General features: G+C 42.3%; 21 protein-coding genes and 1 pseudogene. 10 read left to right on the top strand and 12 right to left on the bottom strand.

The window, feature by feature from the left end:
- Positions 1–111: 111 nt before the first annotated feature.
- Entirely contained in the window at positions 112–1209 is a 1098-nt protein-coding gene (locus tag R0K30_RS12365) for a saccharopine dehydrogenase family protein (RefSeq protein ID WP_410610958.1), read from the bottom strand.
- On the bottom strand, positions 1206–1913 hold the full coding sequence (locus R0K30_RS12370; RefSeq protein WP_099727224.1) for a class I SAM-dependent methyltransferase: 708 nt from the start codon (positions 1911–1913) through the stop codon (positions 1206–1208). Before R0K30_RS12370 ends, R0K30_RS12365 begins: the two co-directional genes overlap by 4 nt.
- 129 nt (positions 1914–2042) lie before the next feature.
- Between R0K30_RS12370 and R0K30_RS12375 the strand changes: the two genes are divergently transcribed.
- Positions 2043–3050 carry a helix-turn-helix transcriptional regulator gene (locus R0K30_RS12375; protein WP_099727225.1) on the top strand — a complete coding sequence of 336 codons (1008 nt, stop codon included), beginning with the start codon at positions 2043–2045 and terminating at the stop codon, positions 3048–3050.
- Between the two features lie 36 nt (positions 3051–3086).
- On the opposite strand, the gene yidA is transcribed toward R0K30_RS12375, so the two are convergent.
- Entirely contained in the window at positions 3087–3899 is an 813-nt protein-coding gene (yidA, locus tag R0K30_RS12380) for a sugar-phosphatase (RefSeq protein WP_099727226.1), read from the bottom strand.
- A gap of 309 nt (positions 3900–4208) precedes the next feature.
- Between yidA and R0K30_RS12385 the strand changes: the two genes are divergently transcribed.
- On the top strand, positions 4209–4568 hold the full coding sequence (locus tag R0K30_RS12385; protein WP_099727227.1) for a MerR family transcriptional regulator: 360 nt from the start codon (positions 4209–4211) through the stop codon (positions 4566–4568).
- A 144-nt stretch (positions 4569–4712) separates the two neighbouring features.
- Positions 4713–5696, top strand: a complete 984-nt coding sequence (locus tag R0K30_RS12390; RefSeq protein WP_410610962.1) for a Gfo/Idh/MocA family protein — start codon at positions 4713–4715, stop codon at positions 5694–5696.
- A 39-nt stretch (positions 5697–5735) separates the two neighbouring features.
- Here the strand turns inward: R0K30_RS12390 and R0K30_RS12395 are convergent, their stop codons facing one another.
- Complete coding sequence (locus R0K30_RS12395; protein ID WP_410610965.1) at positions 5736–7250, bottom strand: methyl-accepting chemotaxis protein; 1515 nt, start codon at positions 7248–7250, stop codon at positions 5736–5738.
- A 320-nt stretch (positions 7251–7570) separates the two neighbouring features.
- Here R0K30_RS12395 and R0K30_RS12400 point away from each other — a divergent pair, with 320 nt between their 5' ends.
- Complete coding sequence (locus R0K30_RS12400; protein WP_099727230.1) at positions 7571–8908, top strand: amino acid permease; 1338 nt, start codon at positions 7571–7573, stop codon at positions 8906–8908.
- Positions 8909–8940: 32 nt separating this feature from the next.
- Here the strand turns inward: R0K30_RS12400 and R0K30_RS12405 are convergent, their stop codons facing one another.
- The 7 genes from R0K30_RS12405 to R0K30_RS12435 form a co-directional block, all read right to left on the bottom strand.
- Positions 8941–10047, bottom strand: coding sequence for a DNA alkylation repair protein (locus tag R0K30_RS12405; protein WP_410610967.1), 1107 nt, complete (start codon positions 10045–10047; stop codon positions 8941–8943).
- Positions 10048–10139: 92 nt separating this feature from the next.
- Complete coding sequence (locus tag R0K30_RS12410) at positions 10140–11468, bottom strand: GntP family permease (RefSeq protein WP_099727232.1); 1329 nt, start codon at positions 11466–11468, stop codon at positions 10140–10142.
- 24 nt (positions 11469–11492) lie between these two features.
- Positions 11493–13037, bottom strand: a complete 1545-nt coding sequence (gene gntK / locus R0K30_RS12415) for a gluconokinase (protein WP_410610970.1) — start codon at positions 13035–13037, stop codon at positions 11493–11495.
- Between the two features lie 185 nt (positions 13038–13222).
- Positions 13223–14080, bottom strand: a complete 858-nt coding sequence (locus R0K30_RS12420; protein ID WP_367308039.1) for a MurR/RpiR family transcriptional regulator — start codon at positions 14078–14080, stop codon at positions 13223–13225.
- A gap of 91 nt (positions 14081–14171) precedes the next feature.
- Positions 14172–15107, bottom strand: coding sequence for a nucleoside hydrolase (locus R0K30_RS12425; RefSeq protein ID WP_410610972.1), 936 nt, complete (start codon positions 15105–15107; stop codon positions 14172–14174).
- 97 nt (positions 15108–15204) lie between these two features.
- Positions 15205–15687, bottom strand: a complete 483-nt coding sequence (locus R0K30_RS12430) for a DUF1433 domain-containing protein (protein ID WP_230031364.1) — start codon at positions 15685–15687, stop codon at positions 15205–15207.
- Between the two features lie 63 nt (positions 15688–15750).
- Complete coding sequence (locus R0K30_RS12435; RefSeq protein WP_230031365.1) at positions 15751–16248, bottom strand: DUF1433 domain-containing protein; 498 nt, start codon at positions 16246–16248, stop codon at positions 15751–15753.
- A gap of 84 nt (positions 16249–16332) precedes the next feature.
- Here R0K30_RS12435 and R0K30_RS12440 point away from each other — a divergent pair.
- The 3 genes and pseudogenes from R0K30_RS12440 (at position 16333) to R0K30_RS12450 (ending at position 20025) form a co-directional block, all read left to right on the top strand.
- A pseudogene (locus tag R0K30_RS12440) lies at positions 16333–17843 on the top strand (lipase family protein).
- 12 nt (positions 17844–17855) lie between these two features.
- Positions 17856–18266 (top strand): hypothetical protein, encoded by a 411-nt coding sequence (locus R0K30_RS12445; protein WP_099727239.1) that lies wholly within the window; start codon positions 17856–17858, stop codon positions 18264–18266.
- Positions 18267–18348: 82 nt separating this feature from the next.
- Positions 18349–20025, top strand: coding sequence for a hypothetical protein (locus tag R0K30_RS12450; protein ID WP_099727240.1), 1677 nt, complete (start codon positions 18349–18351; stop codon positions 20023–20025).
- A 15-nt stretch (positions 20026–20040) separates the two neighbouring features.
- On the opposite strand, the gene R0K30_RS12455 is transcribed toward R0K30_RS12450, so the two are convergent.
- Positions 20041–20940 carry a LysR family transcriptional regulator gene (locus tag R0K30_RS12455; protein WP_410610976.1) on the bottom strand — a complete coding sequence of 300 codons (900 nt, stop codon included), beginning with the start codon at positions 20938–20940 and terminating at the stop codon, positions 20041–20043.
- Between the two features lie 172 nt (positions 20941–21112).
- On the opposite strand from R0K30_RS12455, the gene R0K30_RS12460 reads away from it, so the two are divergent.
- From R0K30_RS12460 to R0K30_RS12470, 3 genes are all read left to right on the top strand, one after another.
- A complete protein-coding gene (locus R0K30_RS12460) occupies positions 21113–22108 on the top strand; it encodes a LacI family DNA-binding transcriptional regulator (RefSeq protein ID WP_410610978.1) in 996 nt (331 codons plus the stop codon).
- Between the two features lie 172 nt (positions 22109–22280).
- Positions 22281–23546 carry a galactooligosaccharide ABC transporter substrate-binding protein GanS gene (gene ganS, locus R0K30_RS12465; RefSeq protein WP_249705671.1) on the top strand — a complete coding sequence of 422 codons (1266 nt, stop codon included), beginning with the start codon at positions 22281–22283 and terminating at the stop codon, positions 23544–23546.
- Between the two features lie 146 nt (positions 23547–23692).
- Positions 23693–24931, top strand: coding sequence for a carbohydrate ABC transporter permease (locus tag R0K30_RS12470; RefSeq protein ID WP_099727244.1), 1239 nt, complete (start codon positions 23693–23695; stop codon positions 24929–24931).

Consider the following 24931-nt stretch of genomic DNA (forward strand, 5'->3'; position numbering starts at 1 on the left):
ACGTTTTGATAACATGTTCATCCCCCACAGAGTCGTGTTATTACCCTTATTATACAAAAAAGCTTGTAGACTTTGTCTACAAGCTGAGACTAGCATGGCGCTAGTCTTCTTTTATGCCGTCAAAAGGCTGGCTCTAATCGCTAACGCCCGCTCTTCCTTCGTTTTTTGATCAACCAAAGCGAAATCACCGTTCGCATATTTTAGTGAAAATAATTCTTCAATATGAAAAACGCCTGGCTGAAATCGTCTGTTCAACAAGTGCAGGGCCGTGGCACAGGCGACTTGAGCTGTTGCCTGAGACTCATCGTGTCCTTTAATTCCAAGCGTTGAATGATGAACCCTTTCCCCATTCATTCCTGTCACATCCACTTTGACAACATATTGATCTGTCCCCATTTGAGAGGATTGAATCAACGAGATGGCTCGTTCCTTGATCTTCGGTAAGGTGAGAAATGACGTCATTCCAAGACTCCTCATAAAAGCCAATGCGCGCGTTGCCACGCGGGAATCAAAACAAAGCCTTGTCGTTACAGAAGGCACGCGAAGCGTTGAAGGCAATGTCTGCTGATCAGAAAAGGGGAATCGATAGGCATACCGCTTTCCAAGTTTCCCGCCAAAGTCTACCCGTTTCCCTCCAGTAAAACTTTTGACTCTTTTCCGCTGACGATGCTCGGTGAGCTCATAGTCAGAATGGACATGATCAATGGTCCATTCAATGGCGGCTCTTCCATGCTGATCGCCCACCCCAAGCATAATGCTAATATCCATTTGATCCACTGAAGCGAGCTTAGATGCCGCTTTCGCTGCTAATAAATTCGTAAGGCCAGGCGCAAGCCCTACACTGAACAAAGCAGTTGCACCCATGTGCTGCTGATCCAGCTTTGCCATCTGCTCCATATATACCCCCTTTGCCGAAATATCGAGATAATCGATCCCTGACCGCAAACAGGCGTCAGCAAATGACGTGTCGTCTTGATCAAGACACATGATCACCAGCTTCGTTTCATCCATCCAGTCCGAATTTAACGGCTTTTTGACATCTATTTGATAAGGACGAACCCGCCCTTTTGTCTTGCGTGAAAATTGTTCAGCCTTCACATAGCTTCGACCTGCCGCAAAAACTTGCCCAGGGTACACTTCACTCAACTGAAGACATATTTGCTGTCCGACATGTCCATAGCCGCCAATCACCATCACCTGTGATCTCATCTCTCATCCGCCTCTCTACGACCTCGTTTGCAAACAAGTCCTTTGATCATTCCTGCCTGAAAATAAGGTCTGATGTCTTCAAATCCCGCTTTGATTAAATGTCCCCTCATCTCTTTCTCAGACACAGGGTGCGTCGTGTCTCCCAGCCTTTCTTTAAAGGAAGTAAACACTTCTTTTTCCAGGCCTTGACGCTGCATGAATAGGGAAAGCATATGAAGCTCCTGCTGAAATGAGTGAGACTTCATATTTCCTTGAATAAAAGCCATCACAAGCGGTGCCCCTGGTTGAAGCCGGAGGGCAATCTCCTGTAAAAATGGCAGCCGATCTTTTACAAAATGAATCACAAGCATACTCACCGCTGCATCGTACACAGTTTCAGCCGACACCTTGTCTAATGCGGTCTCATGCCAAGTGACGCGTTCCTCCATATGAAGCTGTGCAACCCGCCGTTTGGCCATATCAAGCATGGATGGAGACGGATCAACCCCTGTGATTTGCCAGTCTTCTTTTCTTTGGAGCATGTTGATGATCTCTTCGCCGCCACCCGCTCCGACAGTCAGAATGCGAGAGGCTGCTCCCGTTAATTCGGTTTCTAATACATCTACTGACAGCTCATGCAAGAGATGATAGCCAGGTGCTTTATGTGCAATCGTTGCTGCGTATGATTCAGCAACGGGATCGTACCAATGCTGATTTCCTTTCATGTGCTTCTCCCCCAGTTCCTTTCCGCTTTACATGGTTTCCTGTACACTAATGGTATGACATCTTTATTGTAAAAAGAGACATCAGAAAAAACGATCCCTAAAAGTAGGGATTTTTGAGGAGGAGATCAAGTGACCAATCCAGCCACTCATTTTCAGCAGCTGAGACAACACATTCGGGATGAGCTTGCCACCGTCCTTGATTTTGATGCCGCCTGCATCACAACCATTGATCCAGCCACCCTCCTCTCGACAGGTTCCTTCACAGATGAACAGATTGAAGAAATTCATGACCAGCTGTTTCAAAATGAATTTTTAAAAAAGGACGTGCACCAGCATGATTCTCTAGCCAAAGGACCTGTACATGCTGCGAGCCTGGTCCAGAGCGGAGAATATCACAACAGTGAGCGCTATCAGCACATCTTGATCCCTAAAGGATGGGCAGATGAATTACGGGCAGCCCTTGTGATTCAAGGAGAATGCTGGGGAATCGCCAGCCTCTATCGTAAAAAGGGAAAGGAACCTTTTCATGAACAAGACATACAAGCGGTCATCCATCAAACACCAGCACTCGCAGCCAAACTGAGAGATGAGCTTTTCAAAAAAGGAGACACTGAAGCTGATGACGCGGCGAATCAGCAAGGATTCATCATTCTTTCTCATGATCACACCCTTCTTTATGGAAATGAGACAGGGCTTCATTGGCTTCATACCTTCCAAACCTTTGAGCAAATCCATGACCGTGCCGTCATGCCCCGTCCGTTTAGAGCATTAAGCGCTAAGCTTGTATACGGCGGCAGCGCACAAACAGCAGCCAGCATGACGAGAATGCCTACGGGGCTTTTTCTCTCTCTTCAGGCATTTCGATTAGAGCAGGCAGCCGGGCAGGCAGAAGCCGTCATGATTCATATCAAGCGAGCCCAAACGAGTGATATTCTTCCTTATGCAGCGAAAACGTATCGGCTGACAGAAAGAGAGATGAACGTCCTTGACTGTTTATTAAAGGGCCTGTCTACAAAGGAAATCGCCAGTACGTTATTTATTTCAACCCATACCGTCCATGATCATGTGAAGGCGATGCTGCAAAAAACGAATTTGAGCAGCAGACGTATGCTTGTTTACTTTTTCTCAAACATATAAAAAAAGCGGCTACCTCATGGGTAGACCGCTCTTTCCTTATTTTCTTAGGACTAGCTCATGCAGCACATGTGCCACTCCGGCTTCATTATTGGATTTTGTCACAACATCCGCTACTGCTTTGACGTCATCAATGGCATTTCCCATGGCAACGCCACAGCCTGCAAACTCCAGCATCGATACGTCGTTTCCGTTGTCACCAATAGCCATCACTTCTTCACGAGAAATACCCAGCTCATGAGCTAGAAGCTTCACGGCATTTCCTTTGCTCACATCAGGGTGCAGGATTTCAAGGAAGAAATCCGTGCTTTTCACCATCATGTACTTGTCCTTCACTTCAGACGGGATGGCTTGTATCGTCTTTTCTAAACGTTCTGGCTGATCGATATACATCATTTTCGGAAGTCTCATTGACTGATCTGCCTCTTCGACAGGTACATATTTAAGTGGTAATTTTGTTAAGTAGGATTCTAGCACTGTGTACTCGCTAATATCGCGATTTGGTGTGTACAAATGAGCTGAATCGAAATAATGCATCGGCGTGTCGAGCTGACGGCTCAGTTCATATAAAGAAGTCAAATCATCATAGGATAAAGTCAGTTCTGACACCACTTCATTTGTATGGCTGTTTTGTACAAGAGCCCCATTGTAGGCAATCACATAATCTCCCTCTTGATCGAGCTGAAGCTCTGCTAAATAGCGGTTCACCCCGCCAATTGGCCGGCCTGTACATAAAACAATTTTAACTCCTTCTGCCTTCGCCTGTTGAATGGCTTCGAAAACCTCATCTGGCACCATATGTTGATCATTTAATAACGTACCATCCATATCAATTGCGACTAATTTATACATTCACTGCTCCCCTTTTCTCAGCAAAAACGTGCTGTCACTATTTTGAGCAATCATCTACATGATCACTTATCATTCCATTACTATTTACCTATTTTAGCCTATCGTTTTTTTCTCACTCTGTCTACTTGTTCTCCCCTGTAACAAAAATCACTTTATCCTACTCTATTATATCGCATTTTATTCAACCTGATTTAAATAGAGCTTACTCCCCATTTCAAATGAATGAAATGAAACAAATGTTCACCATTGAATATGTTGAAACTAGCAAGTCTAATGTATGATGGATAGCAAAGAAAGGAGGTGCAGGGAATGATTACGTTTACGAGAGGGAAATTGTCAAAAATGTCTGGTGTACATATTGAAACCATTCGTTTTTACGAAAATGAGGGTGTGCTCCCCGAGCCTAAGAGAGCGCATAACGGCTATCGTTTATATGATAAAAAATATGTACTCATGCTATCCTTTATCACCGAAGCGAGAAAGCTAGATTTCTCGCTCAAAGAAATTCGTGAAATTATCACATCACTATTTGAAAAACAGTCAAAAACAGAAGCTGAACAGCTGCTCGAACAAAAAGTCGAAGATATACAACACTCCATTCAAGAATTAAAAAAGAGGAAGGCTGCCATTCAATTGTTAACGAAACAAACATTAGCCAACATCAGCTAATTGTAAGGGCTGCCAAAGATGTGCCGGTGTTTGACACTGGCACCACTCTCCGCCCAGTTCCCAAGTGCACGCGCAATTTAAACATCAGTTATACTAGAGACAGCTTTACTTGATATCAAACGAGTGGAAGGGGTTTTGAGTAGAATGAATATTGCAACCATCGGCACAGGTGTGATTGTGGAAGGCTTCCTGCAGGCAATTGAACAACTGGAAGGTGCCTCTTGTCACGCTGTCTATTCAAGAAAGGAAGCAACGGCAAAGAAACTCGCAGATCAATTTGGTGTGCAAACCACTTATACAGATTTAACCGCTATGCTAGAAGATCCACACATAGAGGCTGTTTATATCGCATCACCGAATCGTTTACATAGCGAGCATGCCACGGCTGCATTGAAAAACGGAAAACATGTGATTTGCGAAAAGCCTTTCACCTCTAATGTGAAAGAGCTGGAAGCCTTAATCGCTCTCGCAAAGGAAAAGCAGCTCCTCCTATTTGAAGCCATTACGACCGTTCATATGCCAAACTATCATTTAATCAAAAAGCACCTTCATCAATTAGGCAGAATCAAACTGGTCCAATGCAACTATAGTCAATATTCAAGTAAATATAATCAGCTGCTAGCCGGTGAAACGCCGAATGTCTTTAACCCAGCATTCTCTGGAGGAGCCTTGATGGATATTAATATCTATAATGTCCATTTCATCATGAATCTTTTTGGATCACCGGAGCAGGTTCGCTATCAGGCCAACCGCCATCCTAACGGCATTGACACATCTGGTGTTTTGACGTTCAATTACAATGATTTCATTGCGACAAGTGTTGGCAGTAAGGATACAAACAGCATGAACTTCGCATTGATTCAAGGAGAAAAAGGATTCATACATGTGAAAAATGGGGCCAATGGCTGTGAGGAAGTGCTGCTGCATGTTGATGACAGGGTCATCTCACTCAATGCACAAACGAATCCAAACCGCCTGTTTTATGAAGCAGAAGCTTTCCAGCACATTATTGAAACAGAAAATCATGAACAGTGCTATGCATGGCTTGAAGAAAGTCTCTCTGTCATGAAAGTCCTTGAAGCCGCAAGAAAAGATGCAGGTATTGTTTTCCCGGCAGATCATGCTTAAGCGAAAAACCGCCTTCTACCGAGAGGGCGGTTTTTAAGCTTAAATACTCTTTGAATACGCCACAAGACGCTGAGACATGTGATTCACTTCATCGACTGAAGCATTTACTTGCTCTGTTAAAGCAGCCTGTGTTTGCGTAAGAGCTGTCATATTCGAGATGTTTTCAAGAATTTCATCAATTTGTGTTTTCATTTCAGTTAAACTAGATTCAATATTTTCTGTTGCATTGGCACTATGCAGCGCCAGCTTACGCACTTCATCTGCGACGACTGAGAATCCACGTCCTTGCTCACCAGCTCTAGCTGCTTCGATCGCAGCATTCAAACCAAGTAGGTTCGTTTGGTTCGCCACTTCTTTGATCAAGTCAGAAATGTTTTTCGTCTCATCTGCACTGTTTTCCGCTAGATTTGCGGCAGACGTTGACTGCTCTTGAGCTACAGCAAGCTCCTGCGCTTGGTTTGTAACAGAGCTAATGCCCGATACCATCTCACTAATAGAACTTGAAAGCTGTTCTACTTGAGAAGCCATTTCATTGGCTGTTTTCTCTTTATTTTTTTCTAAAGTGATATCACGAATGGTTCCTGCAACACGAAGAGGTACACCTTTCTCATCACGAATGGTTTCACCACCCGCATGATACCAGCGGTACTCGCCATTTTTACTCTGCAATCTATAATCAATGTCAAATGGCGTGCGCCCAGAGTGGTCATTTAAATGATCAGCAAAGGCTTGCAGGGCCATTTCTTGATCCTCAGGATGCAAACGATCGCTCCAGCTGCTCAAAACGTTCGGGAAATCTTTTTCATCTGTGAAGCCAAGCGTTTTTCTAAATTGTGGAGACCACCAGAATTCGTTGTTTGGATTGACTGGATCTCCTGCCTCTACGACCATGTCCCAAGGAGCTTCCACTAGCGCACGGTTGATCAGGTCATATCTTGTCACGAATGCTTGCAGCTCTTCTTCTTTCAATTTTTGATCATGAATATCAAAAAGAGCCCCCGCCACACGAAGAGGTACACCATTTCGATCACGAATAGTCGTTCCTGTTGCTTTGAACCAGCGATAATCTCCGTTTTTCAACTTTAAGCGATATTCGATATCATATGGCGTACGACCAGAATGATCCAATAAATGCGTAGAGAACCCATTCAAGGTGTATTCTTGTTCATCTGGATGAATTCGAGATGCCCAGCTGTCTAAGACATTCGGAAAATCGTGCTCATTTTGAAAGCCGAGCATTTTCCGGAAATCATCCGTCCATGTGAATTCATTTTTAGGATTCACTGGATCTCCTGCTACGACCGTCATATCCCATAAACCAACTTGAATAGCTTTTGTCACTAAATTCATACGCATATGAATATTTTCATGCGCTTCCTGCATCTTTTGCAAAGCTTCATTTATTTGAGCCACTGCTTCTATCGTTTGACTAGAAGAGAACGCAGCAGTATCTAGTCTCGCTGAAAAATCTCCCTTCTCGATTTGTTCTATTAATTGACTGCTTTCACTTAGAAGGATACCCGACGATGAATCATTTGCTTTTCTCATAAACATCTTCAATAACTCCTTTCAGCTCTTTCATACATTTTTGAAATATTTTACAGTTATAAACAATTCTTTATTAGGTCTTTAGTAATACAAATGATATATCGACAAAAACAGACAATTGTTTATGTCATCAATAAGGCAGATGTTCATTTTTTCACTAGGTTTCATATTTTGGTTTTGGATTAAGGAAGGAATTTATGGAGATAAGTAGCTAAATTGATAGAATAAACCGTCTATTTTGTCTGAAAAATCTCTTTTTTTATATTGACACTGGCGTCTTGAAAAAAGAAAATGGAACATAAGCATTTTTAAAAAAGGAGAACGACATGAGCGCGAATCAGGAACAACAAGAATTAAAAAAGCTTTTATCGCCGCGTCACATTCGCATGATTGCGTTGGGCGGGGTCATTGGTACAGGAATCTTTAAAGGAAGTGCCGATACAATCGGTTTAGCAGGTCCTGGAGTCATCTTTTCCTATGTATTTGCCGGATTGCTACTTCTTATTGTCATGGCAGCCTTGGCTGAAATGGCCATAGTCTATCCGGGGAATAACCTTCGCGACCTTATACAGATTGCGCTTGGTCAACGTTTTTCATTTGTAGTCGGCTGGGTTTACTGTTTTATGTGGCTCACTGTGTGTGTCATCGAGATCATTGCAGCAGGCAGCCTGCTCCAATATTGGATGCCGAACGTGCCGCTATGGTCACTATGTTTACTTTGCTCGCTTTTAGTCATCGGAATTAACTTAAATAATGTAAAATATTTTGGTGAAATTGAGTTTTGGTTCGCTGGAATGAAGATTTTCGTTATTATTGTCTTTATTATTCTCGGTGCAGCATTATTATTTGGGATCATTCCGAACGAACAAAGCACACCTGCTCTCACCAATTATCAAAACTTTATCCCGAACGGATGGGGTGCGATCTTTGCATCATTATTAGTGGTTATTTTCTCTTATGGGGGCTCTGAATTGATCGGGCTGACCATTACAGAAACAAAGGATGCGGAGAAGGTCTTACCTGGTGTTGTCAAAAGTATGATGTGGCGTATTATTTTATTTTACACATTGCCAATTTTGATTATCTGTGGTCTCATTCCTTGGAATCAAATCGATCCAAATAACAGTCCTTTTGTCCAAGTCTTCTCTGCTGCTGGTATGCAAGGCGCCTCTCACTTCATTAATTTCGTATTGATTACAGCCGTTCTATCTGCGGCCAATTCTGGCATTTATGGGACGACGAGAATGATTCATTCTCTATCTAAATCAGACGGCGGTCCGAAAAAACTGGCACAGGTCAATAAAAGAGGCGTACCTATTTTAAGTTTATGGGTAACCGTTCTGTTTCTTCTCATCGGAACATTCTTTGCTTACTTATATCCAGAGCAAATTTTCAGTTATATGCTGGCTATTCCTGGATTTGCTGTTTCACTCATTTGGATTAGCATTTGCATGGCACATCTGAAACTTCGCCCGAAATATCCACAGGAGCCGTATTTCAAGGTGTGGCTGTTTCCGTATTTGACGTTATTTGCAGGTCTTGTACTAAGTGTGAGTTTTGTTATGTTCCTATTCAGACAAGAAAACTTGCCTAGCTCGATTATTAGCATCGGTTTCTTAGTCGCTGCCATTATTGCTTCATTTTTAATGAAAAAGAAGGCTTAAACGCTAAAACCCGCCATAGAGGCGGGTTTTTTTCATGAGCTGCTGTCTTCTGTCACTTCAAAATCAACCGACGCTTTTGGGACACCGTTGATGATAATCGATAAAGTATGGGTTCCCGCATAATGCTTTCTCGTCGTCATATTTTGAAAAGACTGGGACCTGACGAATTCTCTACGTATCGCTGAGCCTGTTTCAAATTCTGTGATTTTAAATACCTTTTGATTGCGGGTACCCCGAGCTTTAACGTAATCAATGGCATACTCTACGCGCAGCTTTAGTGGCTTATCAGCCTGAAGAGTAAAATGAAAGGCCATTTTTTCTCCAATTCGAATAGAATGTTGCGCTACCTTTAAATCTGTTACTTGAATGGACGGATCGTCTCCATAGCCAAACATGGCCATAATATCTGGATCGCCTTTTTTTAGTAATGTACGGGATGCATGTTTGACAATCCAGTTCGTATGTTCATTGGTTCCATACCAGCCTTTGACCGTTTGCTTCATCAGATCAGGCTGAATTGCGGAAATATCATTTAAATGATTCGCTACACTTTTTTGCACATACCTCGCCGGATCCGATTTCAAGTTTTCCAAAATAGGCCGTGTAACCGAAGGATTCTTTTTAAGCGCAGGAACAGATACCCCCCATGGCAAACGTGGTCTGCATCCTTCACTAGCCAGCCGGCGGATATGCTCATTTTGATCCTGTGACCACACCAGCATCTGCGCCAGCATGTTGTCTTGATCTTGAATCAGAAAAGGCCGAACAGCAAATTCAGAAGTGGAAAAAGGTGTAAAGAATTCGAGCGCCTTAATCGAGATATCCCAATGTGCCAGACCGTACGTCTCGACGTAGTCTGGAAATACGAGCGCACTAAGTCCTGAAAAATGCGGTGCTGCCTGACGCAGCACTTCAATTGCCTGCTCATAATCCTCAGGCAGACAAGCATGCATCGATTCAGTGACTCTTCTCATCCGTCCTTTTAGCTCGAGCTGCTGCCAACCCTCTTGAAGCACGAGCCGCTGGAATTCAACAGCATCAAATACAGTCGACTCTTGTGCTAGTTTCTCCGCTAATTCTTGAATAAATAATTCATGATATACATGTTTTAATGGTTCGATCGTATCCGCCTCCCACATCTCAATATCATTATTTTACCCCAATCCGTAAAAAGTGGCATCGCAACAAGCTAAAAACAGCCCAATTCCGGAGAACTAGGCTGTTGCGTTCGCTATATAAACATATTAATGATCATTATAAATGCAATGGCACTAACGGAAATAATCGTCTCCATAGCAGTCCATGTCAAAAACGTCTCTTTAATGGTCATACCAAAATACTCTTTAATCAGCCAAAAACCCGAGTCATTGACATGAGACAAAATCAACGAACCCGCTCCTGTTGCTAACACAAGAAGCTCTCTGCTCACATCCGGCATGGATGCAGCAATTGGGGCTACAATACCAGCTGCTGTCATCATGGATACCGTAGCAGATCCTGTTGCCACACGAATGACCGCAGCAATCAGCCAGCTAAGCAAAATCGGTGAGATTGGCGAGTGTTTCGCTAAATCAGCAATATAATCACCAACACCCGAATCGATGAGCACATTATTGAAGGCCCCGCCTGCTCCAATGACAAGCAGAATGGAAGCGATCGGTCCTAAGCACTCATTACTAAAGGAAAGCACCCGGTCACGGCTCATCCCTTGCATAAAGCCGAGGCTGAAGAAAGAATACACCGTTGCAATCAGCAGGGCTGTAATTGGATCTCCGATATACTTGAACACCTGAAACCAAATACTTTCCTCTGGCAAAATAATATCCGCCAGTGTGGCAAGCAGCATGAGAATCACCGGCACCAAAATGGTAAACATCGTATTCGCAAAGCCAGGAAGCTTTCGATCTTCATTTCGTTCAGTGAATTGTTTTCTAAGCATCTCTGGAACTGGCTTATGTATCCGTTTGCCAATCCACTTTCCATATAGCGGTCCAGCAATGATAGCTGTCGGCAAACCGACAATAATGGAAAAGAAGATGGTTTTCCCCACGTTGGCATGATAGATGCCCACAGCTGCCATTGCAGCTGGATGAGGCGGCACAAGACCATGCACAACAGACAATCCAGCGATTAACGATATCCCAATCGTCACGAGCGATATGCCTGTTTCAATCGCAATGGTAAAAAGTAAAGGAATGAGAAGAACGAATCCGACCTGGAAAAACACAGGTATCCCCACGATAAAGGCAACGAACATCATCGCCCAATGCACATTCTTCGTTCCAAAACGGCCGATTAATGTTTGAGCAATCCGCTCAGCTCCCCCTGATTCAGCCATCATTTTCCCAAGCATGGTTCCAAGCGCAAGAACAATCGCCAGCAATGATAAAGTATTTCCTAATCCCGTTTTAATCGATTGAATGATTTCCTGCAAATCCATCCCTGTGGCAAAGCCGACAAGCATAGAGGTAATAATTAAACTCACAAACGGATTTAACTTAGCGACTGTAATGAGAATGAGTAAAAGGACAATCGCCGCAATCACGATGAATAAAAGCATGTTCTCCCACCTTTTCCCTGATGTTTAACGATTTTGTTTTAATTGCAGCGCACTAATGACATCAAATTCATCCTTTAATTTGTCATAGAGGCGCTCATATAAATAAAACAGCTCTATGTATGTCTCATTGTTCTTCATATTTGGTTCATGACGGGCAGATATCCGAATCCACTCTTGAACCTCTTCCATCTCTTCCATTTGACCTAAACTATGAAGTGCGAGGACAGCCGCCCCAAGTGCCGAGGCCTCATAACTTTCTGGAACAAGTACTTCTCTGCCCATCGTATCCGCTAAAATTTGCCGCCATAGCGGAGATCTGGCAAAACCACCCGAAGCCCGGACATCCTTTGCTGAACCAGTTAAATCTCTTAATGCAACACCGATCGAGAAAACACTCATAATGACGCCTTCTAACACGGCTCTAATAAAATGCTCCCGCTTATGCTGAAGGCCAATACCAAAAAAAGTGCCTCTCGCATTTGGATTCCAATAAGGTGCACGTTCACCTGTTAAAAATGGTAAAAACAGCAGTCCCTCTGAGCCAGCTGGCACCTTTTCCGCAATATCAATCATGAGATCGTAAGGGTCCACACCAAGGCGCTTTGCAACCTCCACCTCTGAAGAACCAAATTCATCCTTAAGCCATCTCAGCATGATTCCGCCATTATTGGTCGGTCCCCCGACCACCCAATGCTTGTCCGTCAGCGCATAGCAAAACGTTCTTGATTGCTCATCTGTGATTGGCTTATCTACGACTGTACGGACTGCACCGCTTGTCCCAATCGTGACAGCCACCTCTCCTTTACCAATGGCGCCAACACCTAGATTTGCTAGAACACCATCATTCGCACCAACGACAAATGGTGTATCTTCCGCGATCCCCATTCGCAGCGCAATCTCTGGCTGAAGCCCTCTCAGCTGATGCGTCGTTGGGACAAGTTCAGACAGTTGATTTTCCTCAATTCCAGCAATGCGCAGTGCCTCCTCGTCCCATTGAAGCGTTTCCAAACGAAACAGTCCTGTTGCTGAAGCGATTGAATAATCGACCACATACTGACCGAAGAAATGATAGAGAATATATTCTTTTATGGAAATAAATTTTGCTGCCTGCTTGAAGACATCAGGCGTCATTTCCTTTATCCATCGTATTTTTGAAAGCGGTGACATTGGATGGATCGGTGTACCGGTTCTTTTATAGATTTGAAAGCCATCCATGTCCGTAATGATTCGTTTCGCTTGTTCTGCACTTCTGTTATCTCCCCAAATGATACTGTTCGTTAAAGACTTGCCATCCTCATCCATCACAATTAAGGAATGCATCGCCGTACTAATCCCGACGCCTATGAGATTCTTTACATCAAATGCTGCTTTCGTCAATGCGCCTCTTACACTCGCAATGACGGCTTCTAATATATGTTCAGGATCCTGCTCAACCCATGCTGGCTGGGGCTGAATGAGATCATAAGGAACCGAATGCTTTGCTATCACTTTCCCCTGTGGTCCAAACAGTACCGCCTTTGTACTAGTTGTGCCAATATCCAAACCAATTACCGCCTGGTTTCCCTTCATCTGTATCACGCCCAATCATTGATTTGAAATAAAATGTCGTGGTGCCGGTGTACCTGATAAATCCCATTATAGGAATATTTTTTTCGACATTCAACGATCAAAAAGAAAATAATTTTCATTTAAAACCTCAGAAACGTTACCACAACAGCATTTTTCACTAATAGAAAAATTTATTTTTGAAACCATTACACCCTTTTTTGAGAAATGATTTCTCTCATTTGCTTTAAGTTTGTTAATGTTTCCTGCTGCCTTAAATGCGCAAGTGCAAAGTATAGAACATCAATCACAGTAAGCTGAGCAAGCCTGGCGGACATCGCTTCCGTTCGGAAAGCCGTTTCTTGCGTTGATGTATACAACGTGACATCTGCAATCTGACTCAATGGCGAGCGCTGGTAGCTTGTAATGCCAATGGTTTTCGCTCCTTTTTCCTTGGCTGTTTTCATCGCATCAAGTAAATCTTTATTTCGACCAGAATGAGATATACCGAGCACTGTGCTCTTTTGATCAAGCAGACCTGCTGACATCGCTTGAAAGTGAGAATCTGTATGAACAATACAATTAATGCCTGTCCTCATAAATTTGTGAAAAGCATCTGTGGCGATGAGACCAGACCCACCGCTGCCATAAAACTCTAAGCGCTCAGCTTCATGGATTAATTGTATGGCTTTTTCTACATCTTCTGGATTCAACAATTGAAAACTATCCTTTAATGCAGTTATATTTGCCTGAAATACCTTTTGCATAAAAACAGCGGTATCATCGTCAAGACTCATCTCTTCATCTACATAATCAGGCTTTTTTTGGTCTATTTCCTGGGCAATAGCAATCTTCAAATCTTGATAGCCCTCAAATCCAAGCCTTTTACAGAGACGAAAAATCGTTGCCTCTGAGCTTGCTGTCTTTTTGGCAAGCTCTACAATAGACAAATGGATGATGTCGCGGGGTTCACTCGTAATAAGTTCTGCAATTGCTTTCAACTTTGGCGGCAATCCTCTGCTTGCTGCCCGTATCTTTTCAATACTACTTAAACTGACAGAAGCCAATCGACTTCACTCCTTCCTGATAATGTGAGCGCATACATTTCCTCATGTTCTCATCTTATAAAAAAGAAGCCTGTTTGCACAGACTACTTTTTTAAGAATTCATGACTTGGATCAATAATTCAAAGAAAGCCTCAGCATCTACATCCATACATACTTGGACGTTGCGCTCTTTCTCCCATTGATGCTGAAAATCACATATCATCTGGCCATCACAAAACTCACTCTTCGTCTCCACGTCTACATGAAAAGCCTGTGTGCTCACGTGCTGCTTGTCAATGGCAAGACTTACAGCAAGCGGATCATGCATGGCACACGCCCACATACCATTACGCTCAAAATAGCGCTGGCGGTAAATGCTTGTACTCTCTCTTATATAACTCGCCAAAGTTTCATTCTGAATGGCGTCGATTTTTTCATCCGTTAACAAGACCTGCCTTGTGACATCTAATCCAACTTGAGTCAATGAAGGGAACCCAGCCTCAAGCACCAATTTCGCCGCTTCTGGGTCTGCATATGTATTGAATTCCGCAACCGGTGTGACGTTCCCCTGTCCCTGCACGACACCACCCATAAAAATGACTTCTTTGACGTGATGAATCAGCTCAGGGCATTTTTTCACCGCAAGGGCTAAATTTGTTAATGGCCCTGTCAACACAAGCGTAACCTGCTGCGAATACTGAAGCACCTGTTCAATGATAAAATCAGGAGCGAAACCAGCATCTGCTGTCTTCTTAGGCTGGGCATCCTTTAAAGCACCTCCTATTCCATCCTCCCCGTGAACCCTGTGTTCATAATGAGGTGCTCTTAAAAGAGGAGTCGCTGAACCTTTAATGACAGGGATTTCATCTGCCTCAACCAACTCCAGCACTTTACACGTATTCAACGTCGCCGCATCAACAGACACATTCCCGCACACTGTTGTAATCCCCAACATATCAAACTGCTTACTTTTCACTGCAAGCAAAATACCAATCGCATCATCTATCCCAGTATCCACATCTAAGATCAATTTCTTTGTATTTGCCATGGCTGAAATCTCTCCCTTATTTGTAAGTGTTGTTAGGGGAATGATAGCATATTATTTTTGAAATTGATTTAGGGAATCAATCGGCTTTGTCGACTTGTTATTTCCCTTTTTCTCCAATGTCTTTCAGATATTGTTCGCGTTCTTTTTCAGAGAGTCGCTTAAGATAGTTTTCCTTTAATTCTGGTTCATCTTTAAATTTATCCCAATCTTTAAAACGATATGACAACTCAGGATCATAACTCATTGAACCTATTTTTTTAGCTCTATATTGTAAAGAAGCTGAAAATCCGTACTTCTCCGGTTCATTATTTATATAGCCATCTATTGTAATATCCCCCATAGGATTGATGGTCACATCTTTTTCAAACGTTATGGTTTTGATAAAGTTATGAATATCTCTTTTGTGTAAGTGCTCTTCAATCTTGGGTTTCATCTTCTCTGCAAGTCCTTCTGCTTTTGCTTGATCACTCTTGACCGCATTATTAGATTGGCTATGCTTGTTAACCTGAACGATTAACAAAGTCACTGCGACAAGGATGACTACAAACAATACAGATAAAAGCTTTATTGTGTTTTTCATGTCTACCGTTGCCACCTTCTTAATAATGAAAAATAAAAAAACAGGTAGATGATTACCTGTTTTTTATTTTTCTCCAATATCCTTAAGATACTGTTCACGTTCTTTTTCAGAAAGTCTTTTAAGATAGTTTTCCTTTATTTCAGGCTCATCTTTATATTTATCCCAGTCTTTAAAGCGATATGATAAATCAGGGGAGTGGCTCATCGACCCTATTTCATTAGATCTGTATATCAATGATGCAGAGAAATGATATTTTTCAGGCTGATTATTTATATATCCATCAACTGTAATATAACCCATAGGGCTTATGGTTACATCTTTTTCAAATGTGATGGTTTTTATAAAATTGTAGATATCTTCTTCATGTAAACGTTCTTCAATTTTTGGTTTCATCTTTTCTGCGAATTCTTCTGCCTTTTCTTGATCGCTTTTTTCTTGCACAGTAATCTTACCTCCTGAATCATTCGATTTTTTTTCATTAATTTGTTGTAGTATAAGTGCAACTACCAAAATGATAACAATAGTAAGTAAAATTAATACCAATTTCAATGTGTTTTTCATCAAGAAATATCCACCTTTAAATATTTTAATTGATAGATCCGTTCTTTTTATAGATATATATTATACTTTAATTTATAATATTATATGATAAATATTACAGGAGTGACAATTTTGTCTAAAAACAGATCCCACTTTCAGCTTAACGACAAAGACTATAATCTTATTTCGAATGCATCTTACAAAATAGATTATTACAAAAAAGCAAGCGACATAGTTATAGGAAATGGTAGAAAAATGTATGTCGTTGATTATAAAGAAACAACTAAAGGTCTTAATGCACTAACTATCGTTTCCGAAGAAGATTTTGATCGCTCCGATGGCGGAAGAGACCTCCACAAAATCAAAAACGCAGTCATCGCTTACCGCGGTTCAGAACCGATTGGCGCAGGCCAATATAAAGATACCATTAAAAAACATGGAAAAAAGAGTCAGATGATCTTCTTTCTACCATTTTGACGAAGCTGCCTCCTTTTCGTCAGTCACAGACGTCAAAGGAAGTTACGACGAAGGTGGCGACAGGGACAACGACCTATACAAATGAAATTGTTCAAGATTGGATGGTTTCAGATACAAAGTATCTGATTAAAAATATCCCTTTTGAAAATGGCGCAGAGAATCAAATGGTTCAAGCGGATCGGTATGCGAAAGAAATACAAAAGAAAATGCCGAATGCCAAGATGTATGTCACAGGGCATTCACTCGGCGGGTCTAATGCTTCCTATGTTCTTGTGAAAAATGACTTTATTAAAGGCGGCGTGACGTTTGAGAATCCAAATATTTATCCAAATCTATCAGATGGTTTACAAGCCAGAGCACTAAAAGGCGATTACCGCAGTAGATTAACAGAATATATCAATCTAAACGACGGGCTTTCTCTTTTAAATCGACATACGACAGAAATCGGTCAAGTGAAAGTGATGTATGATGCCGCTTTACCTGAAGGCGTCGATTACTCCGAGGACTCCTCTAAAGCCGTCCAAATCATGAAAGATCTCCTCAATCGGGCAATGAGCGTTAATCCTTCACTGGATGCAAATTTGTTTCTTGAAGCCCTCGCTGGCAGCCATGGCTTAGATCGGTATGCATTTTCATCAGATGGCTCCGTTGAAACCATTGATGATATGTTGAGAAAAAACCCTTCTCTCTCTGCCGCCATGTTACATCAATTGAGTCAGTCGAATGTTCACCCGCAAAGTGTGGTGGCGATTTTAATCAAGTCGCATGTTCTCATGAACACAGGTCGTCAATTCTCATCACTTGCCGAGCACAATATGCAGCAAATCATTCGCAAAATCGAGAAACTCGATGACAAAGTGGAGCAATCTGTGGAACGGGTACGCTCGAGATACAAACAGATTGTTGGCTTTGGTTCGTATGATCAGCTGACGGCTTCAGATGTGGATGATGTGATTCGTCACTTAAAAACGGAGGGACTTGAGAACGAGTTCTATTCAGTCAAAAAGTATGATACGGCGGTTGATAGCGCGATGAATATAAAAAGGTGGCTGGACTCAATATCAGATGATATGAGCCAGCTAGGGAAAGAATACCATGATGCAGATACAGCCCTGGCAAAGAATATGGGTATTTCTTAAGGAGAACGAAGAATGGAATTTTCAAAGAAACAACCAACAGATGCAGATCGTTTTTTGCAACGAATGACAGATACGCATACATCAAGCTCCGTCTTTTCTCAAACAAACTTTCATACAGAAGATATGACGCCAGCAGAGCTGGCTGCTTTAAAAGCAAAGATCAAAGAAGAACAGAAAACAGCACTAATCAGAGCCATCCGGCATCAGCTTCAACATGAATTTGCAGAAGACCAAAAAGAAGCGGGAGAAATTTTAGATCTGATTGATGAACTTCTGATCAAAGTCTATAAACATAAAAAGCAAATTCACACGCATATGTCAGGTCAAGCCATTGACGCATTAATAGAAAAAATCGAACAAAGACTCACGTTTTTCGAACTGAAAGAAGATGTTCAATCCGCCATCAACTCGATTGGCATTTAGAAGAACCTCTCAGTCCGATGAATCTTTTCCCCGCCTCACTCGTATATACTAAAAGAGTGATTGTTTGAAAGGAGATTTGTTTGTGGGATATATTTTGTTATTTTCGGTTGTGATCGGTCTTGTATTGACCCTTTTGCTCACACCGCTCAGGTTGATTATTAGAAAGAAAGGGACAGAACAGCAGGTTCCTCTTATGTGGATTGCAGGCCTTGCTTTGCTGTTCATGATCGGTATTTTTGTTTTCTATTACATGACCAATTTAGACCGTAACCCTTCATCATTATGGCTGATTGGACTTGTTGTAACAGCAGCAGGCGCCTTTTTGTCAGTCGGATTGGAGCGGAAGATCAAAGGCGTGTTGTTCCTTATTCTTTTGCTGCTTGGTGTTTATATGGCGACAGCTTTTCTATTCAATGCGAATGAGAAATTCGATGTCTCCAAAATGGAGCAAAAAGTGGAAATCAAAGCGTTTGATGAGACAGAAACACCTGCGAGTGTACCGCCTCAATTTGCTCGCAATAAAATGAAGAAATCGTTCGGACAGGTTCCAAACACAAGCTACTACGAGCTTGGCAGCTTGCAAATTCAGAAGGTCAATGGTGAGTATGTGTACATCGCGCCAGTGGAATTCTCGGATTTCTTTAAATGGATTCGTTCAGGCAGTACGCCAGGTTACTTTACATTAAGTGCGACCGACTCATCTGCTAATCCAAAGTTTGTGAAAACAGAGATGGTTTATACACCTTCCTCCTATTTCAACAAAGAAATTGAGCGGCATATCCGTCTCCAGTATCCAGATTTGATTTTCTATGGAGACACTCAGCTGGAAATCAATGATGATGGCAAGCCTTATTACATTCAAACGTATGGTGATTTCATCTCTGCCAGAAACGGCTTTAAAGCGTCAGGCGTGGTCGTTGTTGATGCCAAAACTGGCGCAACGAAGAAATACTCCTTAGATCAAGTACCTGCCTTTATCGATGGTGCTGTTTCACCAGAGGCGATTAGTCTACAAAACAGTTATTTCGGAAACTATGTTCACGGTTTCTGGAACAGTATGTTTGGAAAATCGGATGTGAAGCTGCCTTCAGACGAGGGGACAGAAGCCAATGTGAGTCCAGTGTTTGATTCAAAAGGAGAGATGTATTACTTCACCGATTTCACAAGTCCGAAAGAGGGCGTTGATTCCATGCTCGGGTATGCCCTGACAAATGCCCGAACAGGAAAGGCCACGTATTACACCGGGAATCTTGAAGAGTCCTACATGGATTCTCAAGGAGCTTTGCAAATTATTGAGAAACGATTCATCGAGAAGAAATGGAAAGGGAGCATGCCGATTCTTTATAATTTCTATGGAGAAGCCAGCTGGCTCACACCTGTTCTCGATTCAAATGGGTTCCTGCAAAACTACTTTATTGTCTCTGCGGCCAACCCTGAAATCTCTGCGTACGCTTCAACACCAAACGAAGCACTGAGAGCTTATAAAACAGCTCTTCAAAAGGGCGGCGGCACGGTCAACAGCTCATCTAAGCAAGAAAAGAAAGATGCCATAGGCAAGGTCAAACGTGTGTATAAAGAAAAGACCGGTGATTACACAACCGTCACCTTCCTACTAGACGATGGGAAAAACTATACCATGTCATCTGAAAAAGAGCCTCTTATTATTTACTTAAAAGAAGGGGATCAAGTCACCATTAAGTACACAGATACAGGTGAAATCTTCCTTCCAGTCGATGAAATAAACATCAAAGGATTATAAAAAAAGACGCTTCTCCTACTGCGGAGAAGCGTCTTTTCTCTCTTTCCTCAACAACTCAACAAGCAATTCCTTATTTTTATTCCCGCCTGTCATCGGTGATTCGACATAGGAAAATTTCCGTTTAAAGTCCATTCCCCTCACAGAAATGGCAGCCAATTCCCCGCCAATGCTGCCTCGCTGGAGGACATATTTTGATAAAATGGAAAGTCCCATTCCGTGGATCACAGCCTCTTTAATGGCTTGGTTGCTGCTAAATGTCACAAACGTCCGCGCTTTCAGTCCATTTGATTTCAGAACGTGCTGTAAATATTCCCCTGTACCTGATCCCTCTTCTCTTGTGATCCATGTTTCGTTTTGCAATTGATCAATCGTGACATCCTTTTTCTTTGCAAACGGATGGTCTAATGGGGCAACGATGTAGAGTTCATCCTCTAGAAAGGTTTCCACAGAGAGTTCTTTATCATTTGTCTGTCCTTCAATGAGACCGATATCGACATGGAACAAACGGACATGTCTTGCGATTGCCTCTGTATTATCAATGACCACCTCAATATCAACATGCGGATACAGCTGATGAAACTCCGCCAATATTTGCGGCAGCACGTACTCGCCAATCGTGAAGCTCGCTCCAATCGTCAGCTTCCCTCTTGCCAGATGATGATGCTCATAAATATCCTGCTTCGCCTGTTCATATAAACGAATGATTTGTTTTGAACGATGGTATAACATATCCCCAGTTGGTGTAACGGTTAATTGCTTTGGCGAACGATTGAGCAGAACGGTCTGGAATTCCTGCTCCAAGTTCTTAATATGAAGACTGACACTCGGCTGAGAAATCCGCAGCTTCTGGGCTGCTTTTGTGAAGTTTTTCTCCTCCACGACTGTCACAAATGTCTTCAGTGCATCATAATACATCTGTCCCTCTCCTATCAGAAATCTTAATCCAACACCTTCATTACATATATCTTACTAATTCCTTTCCAGCTCGTAAAGAACCACCTAAACGAAAACAATTTAATAAAAATATTTACTAATTTTTTTAAAGACTCTATACTGAGAGGAGATATTTTCTATAGGAGGTGCTGATTTGGCAGCAAAAATAAAGGACATTGCTGAAAAAGCTGGATTATCGATTGCAACTGTGTCTCGCGTACTGAACCAAGATCCCAACCTTTCTGTCACGGATCAAACACGCGAGAAAGTATACGCCGCCGCGGAGGCTTTATCCTATCAAAAAAAGACATTCAAACATTCCTTAAAAAAAATCGCCTTTCTCTATTGGATGACCGAAAAGGAAGAGCTTGAAGATATTTATTTTAAATCCATTCGTCTAGGCATTGAGGAACTCACTAATACCCGGAGTTTAAATGTCACCGCTTACAATCCAACTGATGGTCTACACTCCATTGATCCTTCTACAGAGGGGATCATTGCTATCGGCCGATTTAAAAAGTCAGAGCTTGACCAATTATATGCGATTACACATCACATCGTCTTTATTGATACGTCTCCAGATGAAGACCGCTTTGATTCTGTAAAACCAAACCTGAAACGAATTGTTGAAAAGATCATTGATTCCTTTATCGAAAAAAAGCACAAATCGATCGGGTTCATTGGCGGGACAGACCTTGATCTCAATACAAATATGCGCATTCCAGATATTCGTGAAACGACCTTTCGCGAGTACATGTCGGCAAACAATGAGCTGGATGAGCGATTGGTCTATATCGGTCACCATTTCTCTGTAGATGAGGGCTATTCGCTCATGATGAAGGCGATCGACGAGCTCGGTGATGATCTGCCCACCGCCTTTTGTGTCGCAAGTGATCCCCTTGCCATTGGCTGTTTACAAGCATTAAATGAGCGCGGATTTTCCCTGCCGAATCGCGTCAGCGTCTTTAGTATCAACAATATTCACGTCTCTCAATATGTCTCACCACCGCTCACAACCTATCATATCCATACCTCTTTACTTTGTGAGACAGCGGTCGATTTACTTTTAGAAAGACTGGTTGACGGCAGAACATTACCTAAAACCGTGCTGATTGCCTCAGAACCTGTCTTTCGGAAAAGCACCATATAAACAGCTAGAAGCCCCGCCCAATGTGGAGGGCTTCTTTTCTCTCTAAACCAGTAAAATATTTTACTTAATAAATTTAATAAAATATGTTTACTTTTTTTACTTAAGTTGATATTCTCACATTAAGAAAGCGTTTTCTTATCATCTGTGAAAAAAGAACGAGAGGGGATTACCAATGAAAAAGGGAAAATGGGCGATATTATCGGCAGTCGTTGGTGCTGCTGTGCTGCTGCTTTCAGCATGCGGACCAGGAGATGACAATTCAAGCGGCACACAGACTTCCTCTACAGGTACAAAGACCTTGCTAGTGTGGGAGGATGTCAAAAAGTCTGATGGGATTCAAGACGCTGTAAAAGAATTCGAAAAAGAAAACGATGTGAAAATCAAAGTGGTCGAAAAAGCGTATGCTGACCAACTAGAAGCTCTCCGTCTTGATGGGGCGGCAGGGACAGGTCCAGATGTGATCACCATGCCTCACGATCAAATTGGATCATCTGTAACGGAGGGGCTATTACAGGAAATCAAACCAGATCAAAAAGTGATTGATTCCTTCACAGACGAATCTATTCAATCACAAACGGTGAATGGCAAGCTGTATGGTCTGCCAAAATCTGTTGAAACCACCGTGCTTTTTTATAACAAAGATCTTGTGAAAAAGGCACCAACTACACTTGATGGCTGGTATGATCTTTCGAAAAAGCTGACAAAGGACGGAAAATACGGTTTTGTCGCGAAATGGGATGAAATTTACTACGCACAAAGTGTGTTAGGCGGATCAGGGGGCTATATTTTCAAACAGAAAAGCGATGGCTCTTATGATGTCAATGATATCGGTCTGAATAACGATGGCGCCATCGAAGGCGGAGAGTACATTCAGAAATTCTTTAGCGAAGGGCTTTTCCCGAAAGGCATCATTGGTGAACAAGGTATCAACGTCCTCAACTCCTTATTCACAGAGAAAAAAGCAGCGGCTCTTATTTCTGGTCCGTGGTCATTTGGTCCATATAAAGAAGCTGGTATTGACTATGGCGTGACCGAACTGCCAACACTCCCTAATGGAAAACATATGAGCTCTTTCTTAGGTGTGAAGAGCTACAACGTCTCCTCTTATTCTAAAAATAAAGAACTTGCTGAGAAATTTGTTGAGTTTATCACGAACGAAAAAAATTCGAAGAAGCGCTTTGAAGTAACAGAGGAAATTCCACCAGTGAAAAAGCTGATGAAAGATCCAATCATTACTGAAAACGCAAATGCGAATGCTGTTTCAAAACAAACGAAATATGCCACGCTGACACCGAACAATCCAGAAATGGCAGAGGTGTGGAAGCCGATTGACAGCGCATTAGGGCTGATTGCGACCGGCCGTACAGATGTGAAAAAGGCATTTGATGATGCGGTCAAACAAATCGACTCTCAAATCAAAGCGAATCACTCAAAATAAACATCGAACACGGGTAGCCTTGCGTCTATCAAGCTGCCCGTTGTTTCATCTAATTTCATACGAAGTAGGTGTTAGACGTGACGGGTAACCTTGAACTAGACCGCACACACACAGTGGAACCAAAGACACACCGGAGACGGGCGCTAATGTTCTCTCTTATACCCGGGATGGGGCAAATATACAACAAACAGTATGGCAAAGGGGCACTCTTTTTCCTGTTCGGCGTCTCTTTTCTGATTGTATTTTATGATTTATTCAATATTGGCTTTTGGGGATTGTTCACACTTGGTACGATGCTGCCTCGTGACAACTCTGTCTTCCTTTTAGCAAAGGGGATTATTGCGCTTTTAACAGCTGGATTTGGTATCGGATTTTACGTGCTCATGATGCGTGATGCATTTATGAACGGAAAGAAACGTGATCAAGGGGTTCCGCTTCATTCCATCCGAGCTCAATATCATCAGCTCATCGATCAAGGCTTTCCTTACTTAATGAGCACTCCTGCTTTCTTTTTACTTCTATTTTCTGTTGTCTTTCCTATCATGTTCAGCTTTGCGATTGCCTTTACGAACTACGATTTATACCACTCGCCACCTGCCAATCTCATTGATTGGGTAGGGGTCAAAAACTTTCAAAATATCTTTTCGATCGATATTTGGAGAGACACATTCATTGATGTACTTGGCTGGACCGTTGTATGGACATTGGCTGCTTCGACCCTTCAATGTGCTGTCGGCATCTTTCTAGCTGTCCTGCTCAATCAGAAGGATTTAAAAGGGAAACGGTTTTTTAGAACGATTTTGATTCTGCCTTGGGCTGTTCCGGGGTTTGTGACCATTTTGGTGTTTGCCGGACTGTTCAACGACACGTTTGGTGCCATCAACAATACGCTTTTTGCATCGATTGGGATTGATCCAAAGCCGTGGCTGACAGATCCATTTTGGAGCAAAATTGCCCTCATTGCGATGCAGACTTGGCTTGGATTTCCTTTTGTTTTCATTATGACAACCGGTGTTTTGCAGGCCATTCCTGAAGATTTATACGAGGCAGCGACCATTGATGGAGCAAACTTCTTTCAGAAATTCCGGTCCATCACATTACCGCTTGTCCTCTATTCAATTGCACCTATATTAATCACGCAATATACCTTTAACTTTAACAACTTTAATATCATCTACTTATTTAATGGCGGAGGACCGCCTGTTGCTGGGTCAACAGCTGGGGGTACGGACATATTGGTTTCTTGGATTTATAAGCTAACGATGCAGTCCTCTCAATACGCACTGGCTGCCGCTGTGACGATCTTACTTTCGATCTTTGTCATTGCCATTGCACTCTGGCAGTTTAAGAGAACGAATTCATTCAAAGAGGAGGACATGATGTGA

The organism is Bacillus sp. SIMBA_154 (assembly GCF_046536015.1).
GTDB classification, from domain to species: domain Bacteria; phylum Bacillota; class Bacilli; order Bacillales; family Bacillaceae; genus Bacillus; species Bacillus pumilus_P.

What these genes read in the sequence shown, in the direction of transcription:
- R0K30_RS12410 (WP_099727232.1), bottom strand. Translation starts at nt 11,468, where the DNA reads ATGCTTTTATTCATCGTGATTGCGGCGATTGTCCTTTTACTCATTCTC.
- R0K30_RS12395 (WP_410610965.1), bottom strand. Translation starts at nt 7,250, where the DNA reads ATGTTTATGAGAAAAGCAAATGATTCATCGTCGGGTATCCTTCTAAGT.
- yidA (WP_099727226.1), bottom strand. Translation starts at nt 3,899, where the DNA reads ATGTATAAATTAGTCGCAATTGATATGGATGGTACGTTATTAAATGAT.
- R0K30_RS12400 (WP_099727230.1), top strand. Translation starts at nt 7,571, where the DNA reads ATGAGCGCGAATCAGGAACAACAAGAATTAAAAAAGCTTTTATCGCCG.
- R0K30_RS12435 (WP_230031365.1), bottom strand. Translation starts at nt 16,248, where the DNA reads ATGAAAAACACATTGAAATTGGTATTAATTTTACTTACTATTGTTATC.
- ganS (WP_249705671.1), top strand. Translation starts at nt 22,281, where the DNA reads ATGAAAAAGGGAAAATGGGCGATATTATCGGCAGTCGTTGGTGCTGCT.
- R0K30_RS12455 (WP_410610976.1), bottom strand. Translation starts at nt 20,940, where the DNA reads ATGTATTATGATGCACTGAAGACATTTGTGACAGTCGTGGAGGAGAAA.
- R0K30_RS12370 (WP_099727224.1), bottom strand. Translation starts at nt 1,913, where the DNA reads ATGAAAGGAAATCAGCATTGGTACGATCCCGTTGCTGAATCATACGCA.
- R0K30_RS12425 (WP_410610972.1), bottom strand. Translation starts at nt 15,107, where the DNA reads ATGGCAAATACAAAGAAATTGATCTTAGATGTGGATACTGGGATAGAT.
- gntK (WP_410610970.1), bottom strand. Translation starts at nt 13,037, where the DNA reads ATGAAGGGAAACCAGGCGGTAATTGGTTTGGATATTGGCACAACTAGT.
- R0K30_RS12365 (WP_410610958.1), bottom strand. Translation starts at nt 1,209, where the DNA reads ATGAGATCACAGGTGATGGTGATTGGCGGCTATGGACATGTCGGACAG.
- R0K30_RS12385 (WP_099727227.1), top strand. Translation starts at nt 4,209, where the DNA reads ATGATTACGTTTACGAGAGGGAAATTGTCAAAAATGTCTGGTGTACAT.
- R0K30_RS12445 (WP_099727239.1), top strand. Translation starts at nt 17,856, where the DNA reads ATGGAATTTTCAAAGAAACAACCAACAGATGCAGATCGTTTTTTGCAA.
- R0K30_RS12470 (WP_099727244.1), top strand. Translation starts at nt 23,693, where the DNA reads ATGTTCTCTCTTATACCCGGGATGGGGCAAATATACAACAAACAGTAT.
- R0K30_RS12430 (WP_230031364.1), bottom strand. Translation starts at nt 15,687, where the DNA reads ATGAAAAACACAATAAAGCTTTTATCTGTATTGTTTGTAGTCATCCTT.
- R0K30_RS12405 (WP_410610967.1), bottom strand. Translation starts at nt 10,047, where the DNA reads ATGTGGGAGGCGGATACGATCGAACCATTAAAACATGTATATCATGAA.
- R0K30_RS12390 (WP_410610962.1), top strand. Translation starts at nt 4,713, where the DNA reads ATGAATATTGCAACCATCGGCACAGGTGTGATTGTGGAAGGCTTCCTG.